Source organism: Rhodococcus sp. EPR-147 (genome assembly GCF_001647185.1).
Taxonomy (GTDB): Bacteria; Actinomycetota; Actinomycetes; order Mycobacteriales; family Mycobacteriaceae; genus Rhodococcoides.
Genome location: NZ_LVCU01000455.1, coordinates 1 through 15,524, shown reverse-complemented (window position 1 = coordinate 15,524; position 15,524 = coordinate 1). Strand labels below are relative to the sequence as shown.

The window sequence follows — 15,524 nt, the reverse complement described above, 5'->3', positions numbered from 1 at the left end:
GCATACGCGTCCGACCCGATGTGTGCGGCAACGGCCGCGGTGACGGGCCCGGCTTGCTCCACGTTGGCCAGATGAGCGGCCGGGTCGAGAACTCGGAACGTCGATCCGGCGACGCCGTCGGCGATGATCTTCAGGTCCTCGGGGGTGGTCGAGGGATCCTGTCGGCCCGCGATCACCAGGGTCGGGGCGGTGATCCGGTTCAGATCCGAACGAGAATCCCACCGGGACAACGCCTCACAGCATGCTGCGTAGCCCTCGTCGGACGTGTCGGCGATCATGCGGCGATGCCGCTCGACGAGATCGGCGTCGCGCGCGGCCAGTTCGGAGGTGAACCAACGCTCGAGTACGGCAGCGGCCAGCGACGCCGTGCCCGCAGCCCGGACCGCCGCGGCACGGTCGAGCCATTGCGCCGGCTCACCGAACTTCGCCGAGGTGCACAGCAATGTCAGAGTCCGTACTCGCTCCGGGCGATGGATGGCGAGCCACTGCGAGACCGCACCGCCGAGGGACAGACCGACGAGGTGCACACGCTCCACCTCGAGTGAATCCAGCAGCGCCACCACGTCCTCGGCGAGTTCGGCCACCGAGTAGGGACCGGGTGGCACCGGTGATCGTCCGTGCCCGCGAAGGTCGACGGCGAGAACGTGAACGGCGGCGGACAGAGTTCCGATCTGCGGGTTCCACATCGATCGGTCGGAGCCGAGCGAACCGATCAGCACGACGGTCTCCGCGTCGGCGCTCGGTCCTTCGATGCGTTCGTGAGCAAGTGCGACAGTCATCGTGAATCCTTCAGATCTGTGGTGTGTTCGGTGTCGAGGTCGTGCTCGGCGAGGATCGCGTCGACCAGCTCGGGTGCGTGGCCGAGATACGCGGCCGGGTCGAGTAGTTCGCGCACCGTCGACGGTGGCAGGAATGCCGTGATGGCAGGGTCGCTGTCCAGCGGCGCTCCCGTCGCGCATCGCGCAGTGACGATTTCGCGGGCCTGCTCGGTGTGCGCTGCCAATGCCGCGGTGACACGTTCGGCGAGCAGCGCTCCGCCCGTCGCGTCGAGATTGCGGGCCATTTCCTCGGGATGAACGTGCAACCCGCTCAGGCTCTGCGTGATTCGGTGAGCGGCACCACCGGTGAGGCGGAGCAGATCGGTGATCGTCTCCCACTCGGCATGCCACGCTCCAGCGGCGCGCTGGTGTTCGTGGTCCATGTTGGAGAGCACGGTGGCCACTGCACCCGGGACCCGCCGGGCCGCAGCGCGAGCCGTGACGGCGGCAACGGGATTGCGCTTGTGCGGCATCGCCGACGATCCGCCGGGCGCGTCCTCCGAGACCTCGCCCAGCTCGGTGGCGGACATCGACACGATGTCCCCGGCGATCTTGCCGATCGTTCCTGCTGCGACACCCAACGAGCACGCAATATCGGCAATCGCGGTGCGGTCGGTGTGCCAGGGCGCGGTCTGTCGAGCCAACCCCAGTTCGACGGCGAGCGCGGCGGCGATGGCCGGTCCGTGTGGATGCACGGCGGCGAGAGTGCCTGCAGCGCCGCCGTACTGGACGGTGCATGCGCGTCGAACGGTTGCGACTCCGGTCCGCGCGCGACGCAGCCCCGAGAACCAGTTCGCAGCGACCAGGCCGAAGGTGGTGGGCAAGGCCTGCTGGCCGAGAGTGCGGGCCGCCATCGGGGTGGTGCGATGGGTCAGGGCGAGACTTCTCGCGGCCGCACTTGCAGCGTCGAGCGAGGCCTCGATCACACCGAGCGCGTCGCGGGAGAGGAGCATCAGCGCGGTGTCCATGATGTCCTGGCTGGTGGCCCCGGGATGCACTGCCGTGGCAGGAACCGCGGCCTCGGCCACCTCGTTCCGAAGAATCTTCACCAGCGGGATCACCGGATTACCCCCGGCCGCGGCATCTGCTCCGAGCCGCGCGATGTCCAGGTTCGCCCCGAGTTCGGTCGCGGTGGTGGTGACGATCTCGGCGTGACCGGCCTCCACGAGACCGACCGTTGCTGCGGCCCTCGAGAGCGCCGCCTCGACGGCGAACATCGCTGTCACCCAAGCCCGGTCGCCCACGAGCGGTGCGAGCGCGTCGCTACCGAACGTCGGATCGAACAGTGCCCCTCGCTCGGATTCCATCGTCCCCTCTCGCCATCGGTGTGTCACAGCGCGAAGAACGGAGTCTCGTCGCCGTCCGGATCGGTGTTCTGCAGCACGATGTCGAGGTGGTACCCACCGTGCACCGGTGCTGCGACGAGTCTGGCACGCTTGTGCTCCGGCACGGCGGACAACACCGGATCGAGCTCGTTGGCCTCGGTCTCGTCGGGAAAGTACACCCGCGTCACGACCCGCTCGAGCATCCCGCGGGCGAAGATCCCGACGTCGATGTGCGGTGCCTCCACAGCACCGTTCTCGGCGGGAAGCGGTCCCGGCTTGATCGTCGTGATCGTCATCGTTCCGGTCTCGTCGGCGAACGCTCGCCCGAAGCCGCGAAAGCCTGCGATGCGAGACGGCACCGCGCCACGCGGATCGTCGGGGTGATCGAACCGGCCGTCGCCGTCGGCCTGCCAGGTCTCGATCATGGCGTCGGACATGGGGTTTCGGGCTCCGTCGATCAGTGTGAACGACACGGTGATCTCGCCTTCGGTGCCCGGCGGCACCACGTTTTCGCCGTCGGGCCACAACAATCCGATGTGCACGTATGGGCCCACGGTCTGCGACGGTGTCTGCCCGAAGGAGGCGGTGGTGAAATCGGCTCCGGCCACCACGGGGTAGCGCGGGGCGAACTCGGGATCAGTCATCGTGGTCGTCTTCCTCGAAGGGGGTGGCGTTTCGGCCGCGGAGCACGATGTCGAATCGAAATCCGAGGGCCCAGTTGTCCTGTGTCGCCTCGTAATCGAACGCGCCGATCATTCGGGCCCGCGAGTCCTCGGGGGCGGCGTTGAAGATCGGATCCTGGAAGAACATGGGGTCGTCCGGGAAGTACATCTGTGTCACGAGGCGCTGGGTGAACGCCTGGCCGAACAGGGAGAAGTGAATGTGAGCGGGCCGCCATGCGTTGTGGTGATTGCCCCACGGATACGCGCCCGGCTTGATCGTGGTGAAGCGATACCTGCCCTGGGCATCGGTGAGAACGCGACCGGTGCCGTTGAAGTGCGGATCCAGTGGTGCGGGCCACCGGTCACCGGTGTGCCGGTATCGACCGCCTGCGTTGGCCTGCCACACCTCGACGAGGGTGTTCGGAATCGCCTTGCCGTCGCTGTCGAGCACCCGGCCGTGCACGATGATCCGCTGCCCCTGCGCCTCACCGTCGTTCGCCAGGGTGAGGTCTGCGTCGGCGGCGGTGACTCGTCCCTCGCCCAGTACCGGTCCGGTGATCTCGGTCAGTCGCTGGGGGAGCAGGGTCAGTGGCTGTGCCGGATGCCGAAGGGCGGTGGTCCGGTACTCGGGGAAGTCGCGTGGGGCATGGACACCCGATTGGTCCCGGTACTCGGGCGGGAGATGAAGCATCGACGGTTCCTCACGATCGTGGGTGATCTACGCAACAGCCAGAATAGCGAAGTGTTCGCATTGTGGCAAACTGTTCATATTCCGCACAGAATGCTGTAGCGTGCATCTCATGTTGGACAAAGTCGTGGCCAGCGCCACCGAAGCCGTAGCGGACATCCCTGATGGGTCCTCGATCGCCGTCGGGGGATTCGGATTGGTCGGAGTGCCGGAAATACTGATCGACGCCGTGCTCGCGCAGGGTGCGACAGATCTGGAGACCATCAGCAACAACTGCGGAACCGATGGCTTCGGTCTCGGCGTTCTGTTGATGCAGCACCGCATTCGGAGAACCATCAGCTCCTACGTGGGCTCGAACAAGGAATTCGCACGGCAGTACCTGTCCGGAGAACTCGAAGTCGAGCTCACTCCGCAGGGCACGCTTGCCGAGCGGCTGCGCGCAGGCGGTGCCGGGATCCCCGCGTTCTTCACCCCCGCAGGCGTCGGCACCCAGGTCGCCGACGGGGGATTGCCGCTGCGCTACGACGGTAGCGGCGGAATCGCACTGGCCAGTCCGCCGAAGGAGACACGCGAGTTCGACGGCGTCACCTACGTGATGGAGCGCGGGATCGTCGCAGATTATGCGCTCGTGCACGCGTGGAAGGGGGACCGTCACGGGAACCTGGTGTTCCACGCCAGTGCGCGAAACTTCAATCCGCCCGCCGCGGAGTCGGGACGCATCACCATCGCGCAGGTCGAGCATCTCGTCGAGCCGGGTGAGATCGGACCCGACGAGGTGCACACCTCGGGTATCCACGTACAGCGGGTGGTCCACGTCGGACCGGTCGAGGTCGGCATCGAGCAGAGGACGGTACGAGCATGAGCGAGAAGATGACCCGCGAACAGATGGCGGCACGGGTGGCACAGGAGCTCAGCGACGGTCAGTACGTCAATCTCGGCATCGGCATGCCGACCCTCGTGCCCAACTACATCCCCAACGACGTCTCGGTGATCCTGCATTCGGAGAACGGGGTGCTCGGCGTCGGACCGTATCCCACCGAGGACGAACTCGACGCGGAGATCATCAACGCGGGCAAGGAGACCATCACGGTCCTTCCCGGTGCGTCCTACTTCGATTCCGCGCAGTCGTTCGGAATGATCCGCGGCGGCCAGGTCGACGTCGCCGTACTGGGGGCGATGCAGGTCAGCGCCACCGGTGATCTGGCGAACTGGATGATTCCCGGGCACATGGTCAAGGGCATGGGTGGCGCGATGGATCTGGTGCACGGAGCGAGACGCGTCATCGTGATGATGGAGCACGTCTCCCGCAAGGGCGAGCCGAAGATTCTGGAGCAGTGCACCCTGCCGCTGACCGGTAAGGGCTGCGTACACAGGATCATCTCGGACATGGCCGTTCTCGACGTCACCGAGAACGGTCTCCGTCTCGTCGAGACCGCACCGGGCGTGTCCGTGGACGAGGTCAGGAACGCGACCGCGGCCGAACTACTGGTCGACGCCGGTCAGGAGTGGAGCCTGCGGAACGACTCAGGCACTACCGTCTGAGACGAGAACGCGGTCGGCGTGGGAGTAGATGTTCATCGACCGGCCGCGGAGGAAGCCGACGACCGTCAGACCGGATTCGGTCGCGAGGTCGACCGCCAGCGAGGACGGGGCCGAGACCGCCGCGAGAATCGGTATTCCGGACATCACCGCCTTCTGGGCCAACTCGAACGAGGCGCGGCCGCTGACCATCAGCACCGTGCCCTGCAGGGGAATTCGATCGTTGGTCACCGCCCAGCCGACGACCTTGTCGACGGCATTGTGGCGACCGACATCCTCACGCAGGACGAGCATCTCGCCGTCCGCAGTGAACAGGGCGGCGGCGTGCAGGCCGCCGGTCGTATCGAAGACCTTCTGCGCAGCCCTCAACGTGTCGGGTAGCCCGGTGAGAGTGTCCGAGTTCACGACGACGGAATCGGCCACGGGGGAATGCTTGGTGCGCAGGCGAATTGCGTCCAACGATCCCTTTCCGCACACCCCACACGAGGACGTCGTGTGGAAGTTGCGTTCGACGCCGGTCTCCGGCGGAGCGACACCCGCGGCCAGGGTGACATCGAGGACGTTGTAGGTATTCGCACCGTCGTCGTCGACCCCGTCGCAGTAGCGAGCCGCTGCGATGTCGGCACCCGAGGCGATCACACCCTCGGTCAGCAGGAACCCGTGAGCGAGCTCGACGTCGTGGCCGGGAGTGCGCATGGTGACGGCCAGCGCTGCGCCGTTCACCCGCAACTCGAGCGGCTCCTCCACCACGAGGGTGTCCGGACGTTCGACGCGGTGCTCACCTCGGAGTCGGACAACGGGCCTGCGGGTGGTGATGCGGCCCATCAGTATCGGCCGGATTCGCGGTGACGTGGGTGACTCATTCTTCGATTGTGGACCCCGGTGTCGTCGGGCCGTCGACTCGGTCGGCCATTGCGCTCACCAACGAGACCAGGCGCGGGTGATCGACGAGGTCGTCGACGAGCACACGCTTGCCTTTCGCGTCGGCCAACGGGATCTTCCAGTTCTCGTACTGGGTTTCGTCGGTACCGGGCTGGTTCTGAATTCGGTGTTCGCCGACGGCGTCGACGAGAGCGACACCGATCAGCAGGGACGGGCTGCGCTGGACGAGGCGATGCAGAGCTTCCACCGTCTCGTGGTTGTCGGCGTCGGCGCCGAGCAATCCGCGCTCGCGCGCCAGGTCGAGAACGGCCTCGCGCTTGGCTGCGTCGATGTCCTTCTCGGCCTCGATGTCTCGTTCGAGCAGGCCGAGACGGGACCGCAGGTCGATGTGTTCACCCTCGAGGTATCCGGCCGTCGGGGGCAGATCGTGTGTGGTCACCGACGTCAGGCACAGGGTGCGGTAGTCCTCGGGTGCAATGGGCCCGGATTCGTCCGCTTCGAACCACAGGATCGAGGTGCCGAAGATGCCGCGCTCGGTGAGGTACTCCTGCACCATCGGCTCGAAGACACCGGGATCCTCGCCGACCACCACCGCGCCTGCCCGCTCGGCCTCGAGGGCCAGGATGCCGATCAGCGCCTCGTGGTCGTACTCGACATACGTTCCGCCGCCGGCATTCTCGGCCTCCTGCGGAATCCACCACAGGCGGAACAGACCCAGGATGTGGTCGACGCGGATACCGCCGGCATGACGAAGGATCGTGCGCAGCATGTCGCGGTAGGGGACGTACGCCAGTTCGCGTAGTCGGTCCGGATCCCACGGGGGTTGGTTCCAGTTCTGGCCCTGCTGGTTGAAGTTGTCCGGCGGCGCGCCCACCGTGACTCCCGACGCCAATACGTCACCGAGCGCCCAGGCATCGGCTCCGCCGCGCGCCACGCCCACGGCGAGGTCGTGCATGATGCCGATGTCCATCCCAGCATCGAGTGCCGAGCGTTGCGCGGCGGCCAACTGCTCGTCGCAGATCCACTGCAGCCACATGTGGAAGTCGATGCGCTCGGCGAGCTTGGTGCGCTGTTCGAGCACGAAGTCGGTCCGCGGGTGTGCTGCCTTGTCGGTCCAGGCCGAATTCTCGGGTCCGAACTTCTCCGCCAGGGCGCTCCACACCGCGAAATCGCGCAGTCCGGAACCCTCGCGTTCGACGAACGCTCGGAATGCGGATTCGCGCGCCGGGCTCCGTTCCACCTTGTGAACACGTTCCAGGGCACGCAGTTTCGCCGTGAAGGTCGAGTCTCTGTTCAGCTTTCCGGTTCGCTTGTTGGCCTTGTCGAACCGCTTCGCCGCTTTCCGGACCTTGCCGAACTGTTCCGGTGACAGCAGCGCGGTTTCACGAATGTTCTCCACTCGGATGTAGAGCGAGTTGAAGAACCGGCGGGTGGTCGGCAGATAGGGCGACGCCTCGACCGGTGTGGTGGGTCGGTCGGCGTGCAGCGGATTGACGAGGAGATAGTCGAAGCCGTGCTCGCGGCCGACGATGTCGGCCATGTCCTCGAGATCACCGAGCTCGCCGATTCCCCAAGATCGTCTCGATCGCACCGAATACAGCTGGGTGAGCAAGCCCGTCCGCTGCCGATCTGCCAGTTCTGCGTTGGGTGACAACGACTTCGGAGTGACCACCACAACCGTGTCCGACGTCCGGACCGTGTTGTCCTCGCTGATCGTCGTCGCGGTCAGGCTGTGCCAACCGAGCGGTGCACTGCTCGGAACGACGAACGTGGCACGACCGATGAGGCGGCCGTCGACCTCACGGGGATCGACCCAGACGTCGGCCTGGGTCACCTCGATGGTCTCGCCGTCCTCGGAGACCATCGAGACCTCGACCGGATTGCCGTGTGGCACATGGACCCACACCACGGCATCGGTGCCCTGCGTGGCCACCACCACCGGCGGAAGCAGGCGCCGCCACGGCGCGTTCTCGATGTCGGCCAGAGCTCGGTCGACGTCCTCGGTCGATTCGGTTGCGTAGCCGCGCGCGGCGAGCACCTGACGCAGGGTGTCGTCACTCACTTCGTGTTCGGTGTCGTCCCAGCCTCGGTACGAGGTCGATGTGCCGAGGCGTCGGGCGAGAGAGCGAAGTGCCTGCGAGTAGTCCACACCGATGATCGTGCCAGTTCGCCGCGCCCGCGTCATGCCGGCCGGGGCTTCGTTCACCGGCCACCGCTGCGATTCGAACGATGTGCGGGCCCGGTTGCTCGACTGCCAGGATTGAAACATGCCGAGCTGGGTAGTCTGGGTCGGCGAACGGTAAAACGACTGCTCGGCGACGATAGGAAGTGCGGATGGCTGGGGTCAGCAAGATCGAAGAACTGGAGCGAGGTTCCGGTGCACCGGTCGAGCTGAGGGTGCGCGCCGAGGCCGACCAGCTTCCGGTGGTCCGCGCGGTCGCCGAAACCCTCGCAGTGCTCAGCGACTTCACGCTCGACGACATCGCCGACGTGAAGTTGGTCGTGGACGAGGTGTGTTCGCAGTTGATCAAGGGCTCGGTCACCGATGCAGAGCTCTCGTGCACGTTTGCGGTGAGCGACTCCGGAATCCGGATCGTCGTCACCTCCACGTTGGCACCCACATCCGTGCCGAAGAAGGACAGCTTCGGCTGGCACGTGCTGCAGACGCTGACCGACGCCATCGAGCTGCGCTCCGACGACCCCGTCGAGGGCGATGCCGGTCACACGGTCGCGATCGACGTGGTCAAGCGGAGGAGCAAGGTCTAGTGCCTGTGCCGCACGAACGAAGCACACGGCGAGAGTCCGACGATTACAGCGACGTTGTCGCGCTGATCCAGCAGATGCAGGCGCTCGACGAGAATTCACCGCAGCGCCGAGTGCTGCGCGATCGCATCATCACCCGCTGCCTGCCTCTCGCAGAACACATCGCACGCCGCTTCGGCGGCCGCGGCGAAGCACACGAGGACCTGCTGCAGGTCTCACGTCTCGGTCTGGTGAACGCGGTCGACCGATTCGACATCGAACGCGGTTCGGACTTCGTGTCGTTCGCCGTGCCCACGATCATGGGCGAAGCTCGCCGCTACTTCCGCGACGCCGGATGGTCGGTTCGAGTGCCGCGGCGCATGAAGGAACTGAACTCGATGATCTCCCAGGCGGTGGGATCGCTCTCGCAGAAGCTCGGCCGAGCTCCGACCGCGAGCGAGATCGCGGCCGAACTGGGGATCGACGTCAAGGAAGCTTCGCAGGCTTTGCTTGCGCGCAGCGCGTATCAGACCGTTTCGGTCGACTCGGGGGTCAGCGAGGATCGGTTGCCGCTGATGGACACCCTCGGTGCCGACGATCCCGAACTCGAGAAGATGGAGAGCTACCTCGCGGTGCGGCCTGCACTCGAGAAGTTGCCCGAGCGTGAGCGTCGAATCGTCGTGCTCCGATTCTTCGGGTCGATGACCCAGACTCAGATCGCGGAGAAGGTGGGGATTTCGCAGATGCACGTCTCGCGAATCCTGGCTCGCACGCTCGCTCAGCTGCGCGAGGACCTCGGCGAGGACTGAACTCGACCGGCAAAGCTAGGCTCGCGGGATGAGTATGTACGACGACGTGGACGAGTACATCGGAGCCCGTAGGGTCACGGGCCTGGCGGCATCGCAAGATTTCTCACGGGCGGTGGTCGTGGTTGCCGCACTGGACGATTCGCGGACCGAGTACCGAACGTCGTTGTGGGAGATCGATGTCGACGGCGGTTCGCCCGCCCGGCGCATCACCCACGGCGAGTGGGGTGAGAAGGCTCCGGTGTTCACCTCGGCGGGCGATCTGTTGTTCTCTCGCACATCGAGCAAGGACGGTCCGGCTCGGCTGTGGATTCTGCCTGCCTCGGGCGGTGAGGCGCGCGTTCTCGAGACCAGGTCCGCCGGTCTGAGCGAGGTCGTAACCGCCCGTTCCGGATTCGGGCTCGTCGGGCTCTCGCCGGTGTTCGGATCGTCGAGCACCGATGAGGACGACGACGCCCTGCGCACCGAGCGCAAGGCGAACAAGGTGGATGCAATTCTGCACACCGGAGTTCCGGTGCGTTTCTGGGATCACGATCTGGGGCCTGCGACGCCGCACCTGTTCGCGGGATCGTCGGACGGTTCGACCGGACTGCGCGATCTGACGTCAGATGCGGCCGGAGCATTACACGAAGCGGCCTTCGATGTCGGTGCCGACGGTTCGTTCGTCGTGTCCACCTGGTCCGTCCCCGGCGCTCTGGCGACCGTGCGGACGGTGCTGGTGCGTATCGACACCGCGACGGGGGAGCGTACGACGATCGTCGACGACGTCGATGCCGACCTGGGCGCACCTGCGATCTCGCCGGACGGAGCGTCCGTGGTGTTCGTGCGTGAATCGCTCTCCACTCCCGAGGACGCGCCTCGAATGACGCTGCAGCGCTACGATTTCGAGTCTGCTTCGGTCGTCGATCTCGCTCCCGGCTGGGATCGGTGGCCGATCGACCCGGTGTGGCTGCCGGACGGGTCGGGGGTACTGGTCACCGCGGACGACGACGGCCGGTCCCCGATCTTCGTCGTGCGTGAGGGCGCGGAGCCGCGTCGGCTGACGAACACGAACGACGCGTACACCCACGTCCACGTGTCCTCGGACGGAACCAGGGTGCTGGCCCTCGCCGCGTCCTATCTCGCCGCCCCGCATCCGGTCTCGATCGACCTGTCCGACGGCACCGTCGACGACCTCGACACCTCCGTCGACCGCTGCCCGGTGCCCGGAACTCTCACCGCGATCCACACCGTCGTCGACGACGGTGCCCGGGTGCGCGGCTGGCTGGCGCTGCCCGAGGGTGCCTCGGACGCGACACCCGCACCGCTGCTGCTGTGGGTGCACGGTGGCCCGCTCGGCTCGTGGAACACCTGGTCGTGGCGGTGGAATCCATGGCTGATGGTCGCCCGCGGGTACGCCGTGCTGCTGCCGGATCCGGCGCTGTCCACCGGGTACGGCCAAGAGTTCGTACAGCGAGGCTGGGGAGCGTGGGGCAAGGCTCCGTTCACCGATCTGATGGCCTTGACCGACGTCGCGGTCGCGCTACCCGAGATCGACGAGACCCGCACCGCGGCGATGGGCGGATCTTTCGGCGGTTACATGGCCAACTGGATCGCCGGACACACCGATCGGTTCGACGCCATCGTCACCCATGCGAGCCTGTGGGCGCTCGATCAATTCGGCCCGACGACGGATGCACCGTGGTACTGGGCGCGGGAAATGTCTCCGGAGATGGCGGTCGAGAACTCCCCGCACCTGTTCGTCGCGGACATCTCGACGCCGATGCTGGTGATCCACGGCGACAAGGACTATCGCGTGCCCATCGGCGAGGGCCTACGGCTGTGGTACGAACTGCTCAGCGAATCCGGCCTGCCCGCCGACGACGAGGGCAACACCTCGCACCGTTTTCTCTACTTCCCGGCCGAGAACCATTGGATTCTGAGTCCGCAACACGCCAAGGTCTGGTACGAGGTGGTGCTGGCGTTCCTGGCCCAGCACGTGCTGGGCGAGAGGGTGTCGATGCCCCGAATCCTCGGCCACTAGAATCGACCGGTGACCAGTTCAGCGCCAGAGCACTCAGAGAACCCCGCCGATTCGATCGACCTGCCCAAGAGCTGGGATCCCAGTGCGGTCGAGGCGGAGCTGTACCGGTCCTGGGTCGACGCCGGGTACTTCGAAGCCGACGCGACCAGCGGCAAGCCGCCCTATTCCATAGTGTTGCCCCCGCCCAACGTCACCGGCAGCCTGCACATGGGCCACGCTCTCGACCACACGCTGATGGACGCGCTCAGCCGTCGCAAGCGGATGCTCGGGTACGAGGTGCTGTGGTTGCCGGGCATGGACCATGCGGGCATCGCCACGCAGACCGTCGTGGAGAAGCAGCTCGCCGCCGACGGAAAGACCAAGGAAGAGTTCGGCCGCGAGGCGTTCATCGACAAGGTCTGGGACTGGAAGCGTGAATCCGGCGGAACCATCGGTGGGCAGATGCGACGCATCGGCGACGGTGTCGACTGGAGTCGAGAGCGTTTCACCATGGACGACGGCCTGTCCGAGGCCGTCCAGACCATGTTCAAGCGGATGTTCGACGACGGTTTGATCTACCGCGCCGAGCGACTGGTCAACTGGTCGCCGGTGCTGCAGACCGCCATCTCCGACATCGAGGTCAAGTTCGAGGACGTCGACGGCGAACTGGTGTCGCTGCGATACGGCTCGCTCGACGATTCCGAGCCACATGTCATCGTCGCGACCACCCGAGTCGAAACGATGCTCGGCGACACCGCAGTCGCGGTCCACCCCGACGACGAACGGTACAAGGCTCTCGTCGGCACCACCCTTGAGCACCCGTTCACCGGACGACAGATCCCGATCATCGCCGACGACTACGTGGACCCCGAATTCGGCACCGGCGCAGTGAAGATCACCCCGGCACACGACCCCAACGACTTCGAGATGGGCGTGCGGCACTCGTTGCCGATGCCCTCGATCATGGACAAGGCAGGCCGGATCGCCGATACCGGAACGCAATTCGACGGTATGGATCGCTTCGAGGCGCGCGTGAAGGTTCGTGAAGCACTCGCCGAGCAGGGCCGCGTCGTCGCCGAGAAGCGCCCCTACCTGCACAGCGTCGGCCACTCCGAGCGTAGCGGTGAGCCGATCGAGCCACGTCTGTCGCTGCAGTGGTGGGTCAAGGTCGACACCTTGGCGAAGGCGGCCGGTGACGCAGTGCGTAACGGCGACACCGTCATTCATCCCAAGAGTCAGGAACCGCGCTGGTTCGCCTGGGTCGACAACATGCACGACTGGTGCATCTCGCGTCAGCTGTGGTGGGGTCATCGGATTCCGATCTGGTACGGACCCGACGGCGAGACCGTCTGCCTCGGACCGGGGGAGACGCCGCCCGAGGGCTGGGAGCAGGATCCCGACGTCCTCGACACCTGGTTCTCGTCCGGGCTGTGGCCCTTCTCGACGATGGGGTGGCCCGACGCCACCGCCGATCTCGAGAAGTTCTATCCCACCGGCGTTCTCGTCACCGGATACGACATCCTGTTCTTCTGGGTCGCCCGCATGATGATGTTCGGCACCTACGTCGGAGCGGACGACGCGATCACCGCGGGCAAGCAGGGGTCGCAGGTTCCGTTCCGAGATGTGTTTCTGCACGGCCTGATTCGAGACCAGTTCGGCAAGAAGATGTCGAAGTCGCGCGGTAACGGCATCGATCCTCTCGACTGGGTCGATCGTTTCGGTGCCGACGCGCTGCGCTTCACGCTCGCCCGCGGCGCGAACCCCGGTGCCGACATGTCCGTCGGCGAGGATCACGCGCAGTCCTCGCGCAACTTCGCCAACAAGCTGTTCAACGCAACGAAGTTCGCGTTGATGAACGGCGCGGCACCGGCCGATCTCCCGTCGCGGTCCGAGCTGACCGACGCCGACCGATGGATCCTCGACAGGCTTGAACAGGTTCGGGCAGAGGTGGATTCGGCGTTCGACCGTTACGAGTTCAGCAAGGCCTGCGAGGCGCTCTATCACTTCGCCTGGGACGAGGTCTGCGACTGGTACCTCGAGATCGCCAAGGTGCAGTTCGCCGACGACGCCATCGCCGTCACCACGCGCGGGGTTCTCGGCAACGTTCTCGACGCCCTGCTGCGACTGCTGCATCCGGTGATTCCGTTCGTCACCGAAACGCTGTGGAAGGTGCTCACCGGCGGCGAGTCGCTGGTCATCGCCGCGTGGCCCACCGCCTCCACCGATTCGCTGGATTCTGTTGCGGCACAGCGCATCGAAGACATGCAGCGACTCATCACCGAAATCCGTCGGTTCCGCAGCGATCAGGGACTCAAGCCGTCCCAGAAGGTGGCGGCCCGCATCGTCGGAGTCTCCGAATCGGATCTGGACGGGCAGATTTCGGCGGTCACCGCACTGGCTCGACTGACCGAGCCCGCCGAGGACTTCGCGGCGACGGCGTCGGTCGAGGTGCGTCTGAGCAAGGCCACCGTGGTCGTCGAACTCGACACCTCGGGCACCGTCGACCTGGTCGCCGAGCGGGCCCGACTGGTGAAGGATCTCGCGGCTGCGGAGAAGGAACTCGCGCAGACCACCGGCAAGCTCGGCAACGAAGCGTTTCTCGCGAAGGCACCGGATGCGGTGGTGGACAAGATCAGAACACGCCAAACGATCGCCGGCGAAGAGATCGCACGCATCACGGCGCGGCTCGAATCGATGGGAACCTAAGTGACCGAATCCGACGAGGCCCTGCCCCTGCCTCCGCCGAGCCCGGTCGATCTGGCCGAGCTCGCACTCGTGGAGGCCGAGCTCGACAAGCGTTGGCCCGAAACGAAGATCGAGCCGTCGACGGCTCGGATCTCGGCGCTGATGGACCTGCTCGGCTCGCCGCAGAGGGCGTATCCGTCGATTCACGTCGCGGGCACGAACGGCAAGACCTCGGTGACCCGCATGATCGATGCGCTCCTCACCGCGTTCCACCGGCGCACAGGCCGCACCACCAGTCCGCACCTGCAGATGGCGACCGAGCGGATCAGCATCGACGGCAGGCCCATCTCGCCGCGGCTCTACGTCGACACCTACAACGAGATCGCTCCGTTCGTGGACATGATCGACGTGCAGTCCGAGGCAGCGGGCGGACCCCGCATGAGCAAGTTCGAGGTGGTCACGGCCATGGCGTTCGCGGCGTTCGCCGAGGCCCCGGTCGAGGTTGCCGTCATCGAGGTCGGACTCGGCGGGCGTTGGGACGCCACCAACGTCGTCGACGGCGACGTTGCCGTCATCACCCCGATCGGCCTCGATCACGTCGAGTTCCTCGGCGACGATCTCGCGACGATCGCGGGAGAGAAGGCGGGGATCATCAAGAAGGCACCGGAATCGCTGGTGCCGCGCGATACCGTCGCGATTCTGGCGAAGCAGCAGCCCGAGGTGTCCGAGGTCCTGCTGCGGGCGGCGGTGCAGGCGGACGCGGCGGTGGCCCGAGCCGGGTCGGAATTCACCGTCCTCGGCAGGCAGATCGCCGTGGGAGGCCAGCAACTGGAACTGCAGGGGCTCGGCGGGGTGTACACCGACGTCTTTCTTCCCTTGCACGGCGAGCATCAGGCGCACAATGCCTCGCTCGCACTCGCGGCGGTCGAGGCTTTCTTCGGTGCGGGTCCGGATCGTCAACTCGATCAGGACACCGTGCGCGGCGCGTTCGCCACGATCGTCAATCCGGGTCGGCTCGAGCGGGTGCGCAACGCCCCGACAGTGTTTCTCGACGCCGCGCACAACCCACATGGGGCAGCAGCGCTCGCCGCTGCCCTCACCGACGAATTCGATTTCCGCAAACTCGTCGGCGTCGTCAGTGTCATGGCGGACAAGGATGTCGGAGCAATCCTCGACGCGCTGGAGCCGGTGTTCGACGACATCGTCGTCACCCACAACGGGTCCGCGCGGGCGATGGACGTGGACGCGTTGGCCGACATCGCGGTGGCCAAATTCGGCGACGAACGCGTCGTGGTGGCGTCGACCCTGCCCGATGCGCTGGAAACGGCGATCGGGTTGGCCGAGGAAGTCGCCGAGCCGGGTGAGGCCGTGTCCG

The 15,524-nt window shown here is 66.1% G+C and carries 13 protein-coding genes; 7 read left to right on the top strand and 6 right to left on the bottom strand.

Annotation, left to right across the window (positions count from 1 at the left end; all coding sequences use genetic code 11):
- From pcaD to pcaH, 4 genes are all read right to left on the bottom strand, one after another.
- Positions 1-779, bottom strand: a 779-nt coding sequence (pcaD, locus tag A2J02_RS19740; RefSeq protein ID WP_068052507.1) for a 3-oxoadipate enol-lactonase, incomplete at its 3' end; no start/stop codon positions are given.
- Entirely contained in the window at positions 776-2,125 is a 1,350-nt protein-coding gene (gene pcaB / locus A2J02_RS19735; RefSeq protein ID WP_068052504.1) for a 3-carboxy-cis,cis-muconate cycloisomerase, read from the bottom strand. The genes pcaD and pcaB, both read right to left, overlap by 4 nt.
- A gap of 23 nt (positions 2,126-2,148) precedes the next feature.
- On the bottom strand, positions 2,149-2,787 hold the full coding sequence (pcaG, locus tag A2J02_RS19730) for a protocatechuate 3,4-dioxygenase subunit alpha (protein WP_068052501.1): 639 nt from the start codon (positions 2,785-2,787) through the stop codon (positions 2,149-2,151).
- Complete coding sequence (gene pcaH / locus A2J02_RS19725) at positions 2,780-3,496, bottom strand: protocatechuate 3,4-dioxygenase subunit beta (protein ID WP_068052499.1); 717 nt, start codon at positions 3,494-3,496, stop codon at positions 2,780-2,782. Before pcaH ends, pcaG begins: the two co-directional genes overlap by 8 nt.
- A 109-nt stretch (positions 3,497-3,605) precedes the next feature.
- Here pcaH and A2J02_RS19720 point away from each other — a divergent pair, with 109 nt between their 5' ends.
- Complete coding sequence (locus tag A2J02_RS19720; RefSeq protein WP_179272194.1) at positions 3,606-4,355, top strand: CoA transferase subunit A; 750 nt, start codon at positions 3,606-3,608, stop codon at positions 4,353-4,355.
- Positions 4,352-5,035 carry a CoA transferase subunit B gene (locus tag A2J02_RS19715; RefSeq protein WP_068052496.1) on the top strand — a complete coding sequence of 228 codons (684 nt, stop codon included), beginning with the start codon at positions 4,352-4,354 and terminating at the stop codon, positions 5,033-5,035. Before A2J02_RS19720 ends, A2J02_RS19715 begins: the two co-directional genes overlap by 4 nt.
- On the opposite strand, the gene fdhD is transcribed toward A2J02_RS19715, so the two are convergent.
- Together fdhD and malQ are read right to left on the bottom strand one after the other, a co-directional pair.
- Complete coding sequence (fdhD, locus tag A2J02_RS19710) at positions 5,018-5,857, bottom strand: formate dehydrogenase accessory sulfurtransferase FdhD (RefSeq protein ID WP_068052493.1); 840 nt, start codon at positions 5,855-5,857, stop codon at positions 5,018-5,020. The two genes, A2J02_RS19715 and fdhD, sit on opposite strands and share 18 nt — an antisense overlap.
- A gap of 34 nt (positions 5,858-5,891) precedes the next feature.
- Positions 5,892-8,099 (bottom strand): 4-alpha-glucanotransferase, encoded by a 2,208-nt coding sequence (gene malQ / locus A2J02_RS19705; protein WP_068052510.1) that lies wholly within the window; start codon positions 8,097-8,099, stop codon positions 5,892-5,894.
- A 149-nt stretch (positions 8,100-8,248) separates the two neighbouring features.
- On the opposite strand from malQ, the gene A2J02_RS19700 reads away from it, so the two are divergent.
- From A2J02_RS19700 to folC, 5 genes are all read left to right on the top strand, one after another.
- A complete protein-coding gene (locus tag A2J02_RS19700) occupies positions 8,249-8,680 on the top strand; it encodes an ATP-binding protein (protein ID WP_068052491.1) in 432 nt (143 codons plus the stop codon).
- Positions 8,680-9,465 carry a SigB/SigF/SigG family RNA polymerase sigma factor gene (locus A2J02_RS19695; RefSeq protein ID WP_068052487.1) on the top strand — a complete coding sequence of 262 codons (786 nt, stop codon included), beginning with the start codon at positions 8,680-8,682 and terminating at the stop codon, positions 9,463-9,465. The genes A2J02_RS19700 and A2J02_RS19695 overlap by 1 nt, the downstream gene beginning before the upstream one ends.
- A 28-nt stretch (positions 9,466-9,493) precedes the next feature.
- A complete protein-coding gene (locus tag A2J02_RS19690) occupies positions 9,494-11,485 on the top strand; it encodes a S9 family peptidase (protein ID WP_068052484.1) in 1,992 nt (663 codons plus the stop codon).
- A 9-nt stretch (positions 11,486-11,494) separates the two neighbouring features.
- Positions 11,495-14,170, top strand: coding sequence for a valine--tRNA ligase (locus A2J02_RS19685; protein WP_068052481.1), 2,676 nt, complete (start codon positions 11,495-11,497; stop codon positions 14,168-14,170).
- On the top strand, positions 14,171-15,524 hold a 1,354-nt coding region (gene folC, locus A2J02_RS19680), incomplete at its 3' end, for a bifunctional tetrahydrofolate synthase/dihydrofolate synthase (protein WP_068052478.1).

Bases quoted from the DNA above. Each gene is read 5' to 3' on its own strand.
- malQ (WP_068052510.1), bottom strand. From the start codon at position 8,099: ATGACGCGGGCGCGGCGAACTGGCACGATCATCGGTGTGGACTACTCG.
- A2J02_RS19715 (WP_068052496.1), top strand. From the start codon at position 4,352: ATGAGCGAGAAGATGACCCGCGAACAGATGGCGGCACGGGTGGCACAG.
- pcaH (WP_068052499.1), bottom strand. From the start codon at position 3,496: ATGCTTCATCTCCCGCCCGAGTACCGGGACCAATCGGGTGTCCATGCC.
- A2J02_RS19700 (WP_068052491.1), top strand. From the start codon at position 8,249: ATGGCTGGGGTCAGCAAGATCGAAGAACTGGAGCGAGGTTCCGGTGCA.
- fdhD (WP_068052493.1), bottom strand. From the start codon at position 5,857: ATGGGCCGCATCACCACCCGCAGGCCCGTTGTCCGACTCCGAGGTGAG.
- A2J02_RS19720 (WP_179272194.1), top strand. From the start codon at position 3,606: ATGTTGGACAAAGTCGTGGCCAGCGCCACCGAAGCCGTAGCGGACATC.
- A2J02_RS19690 (WP_068052484.1), top strand. From the start codon at position 9,494: ATGAGTATGTACGACGACGTGGACGAGTACATCGGAGCCCGTAGGGTC.
- pcaB (WP_068052504.1), bottom strand. From the start codon at position 2,125: ATGGAATCCGAGCGAGGGGCACTGTTCGATCCGACGTTCGGTAGCGAC.
- pcaG (WP_068052501.1), bottom strand. From the start codon at position 2,787: ATGACTGATCCCGAGTTCGCCCCGCGCTACCCCGTGGTGGCCGGAGCC.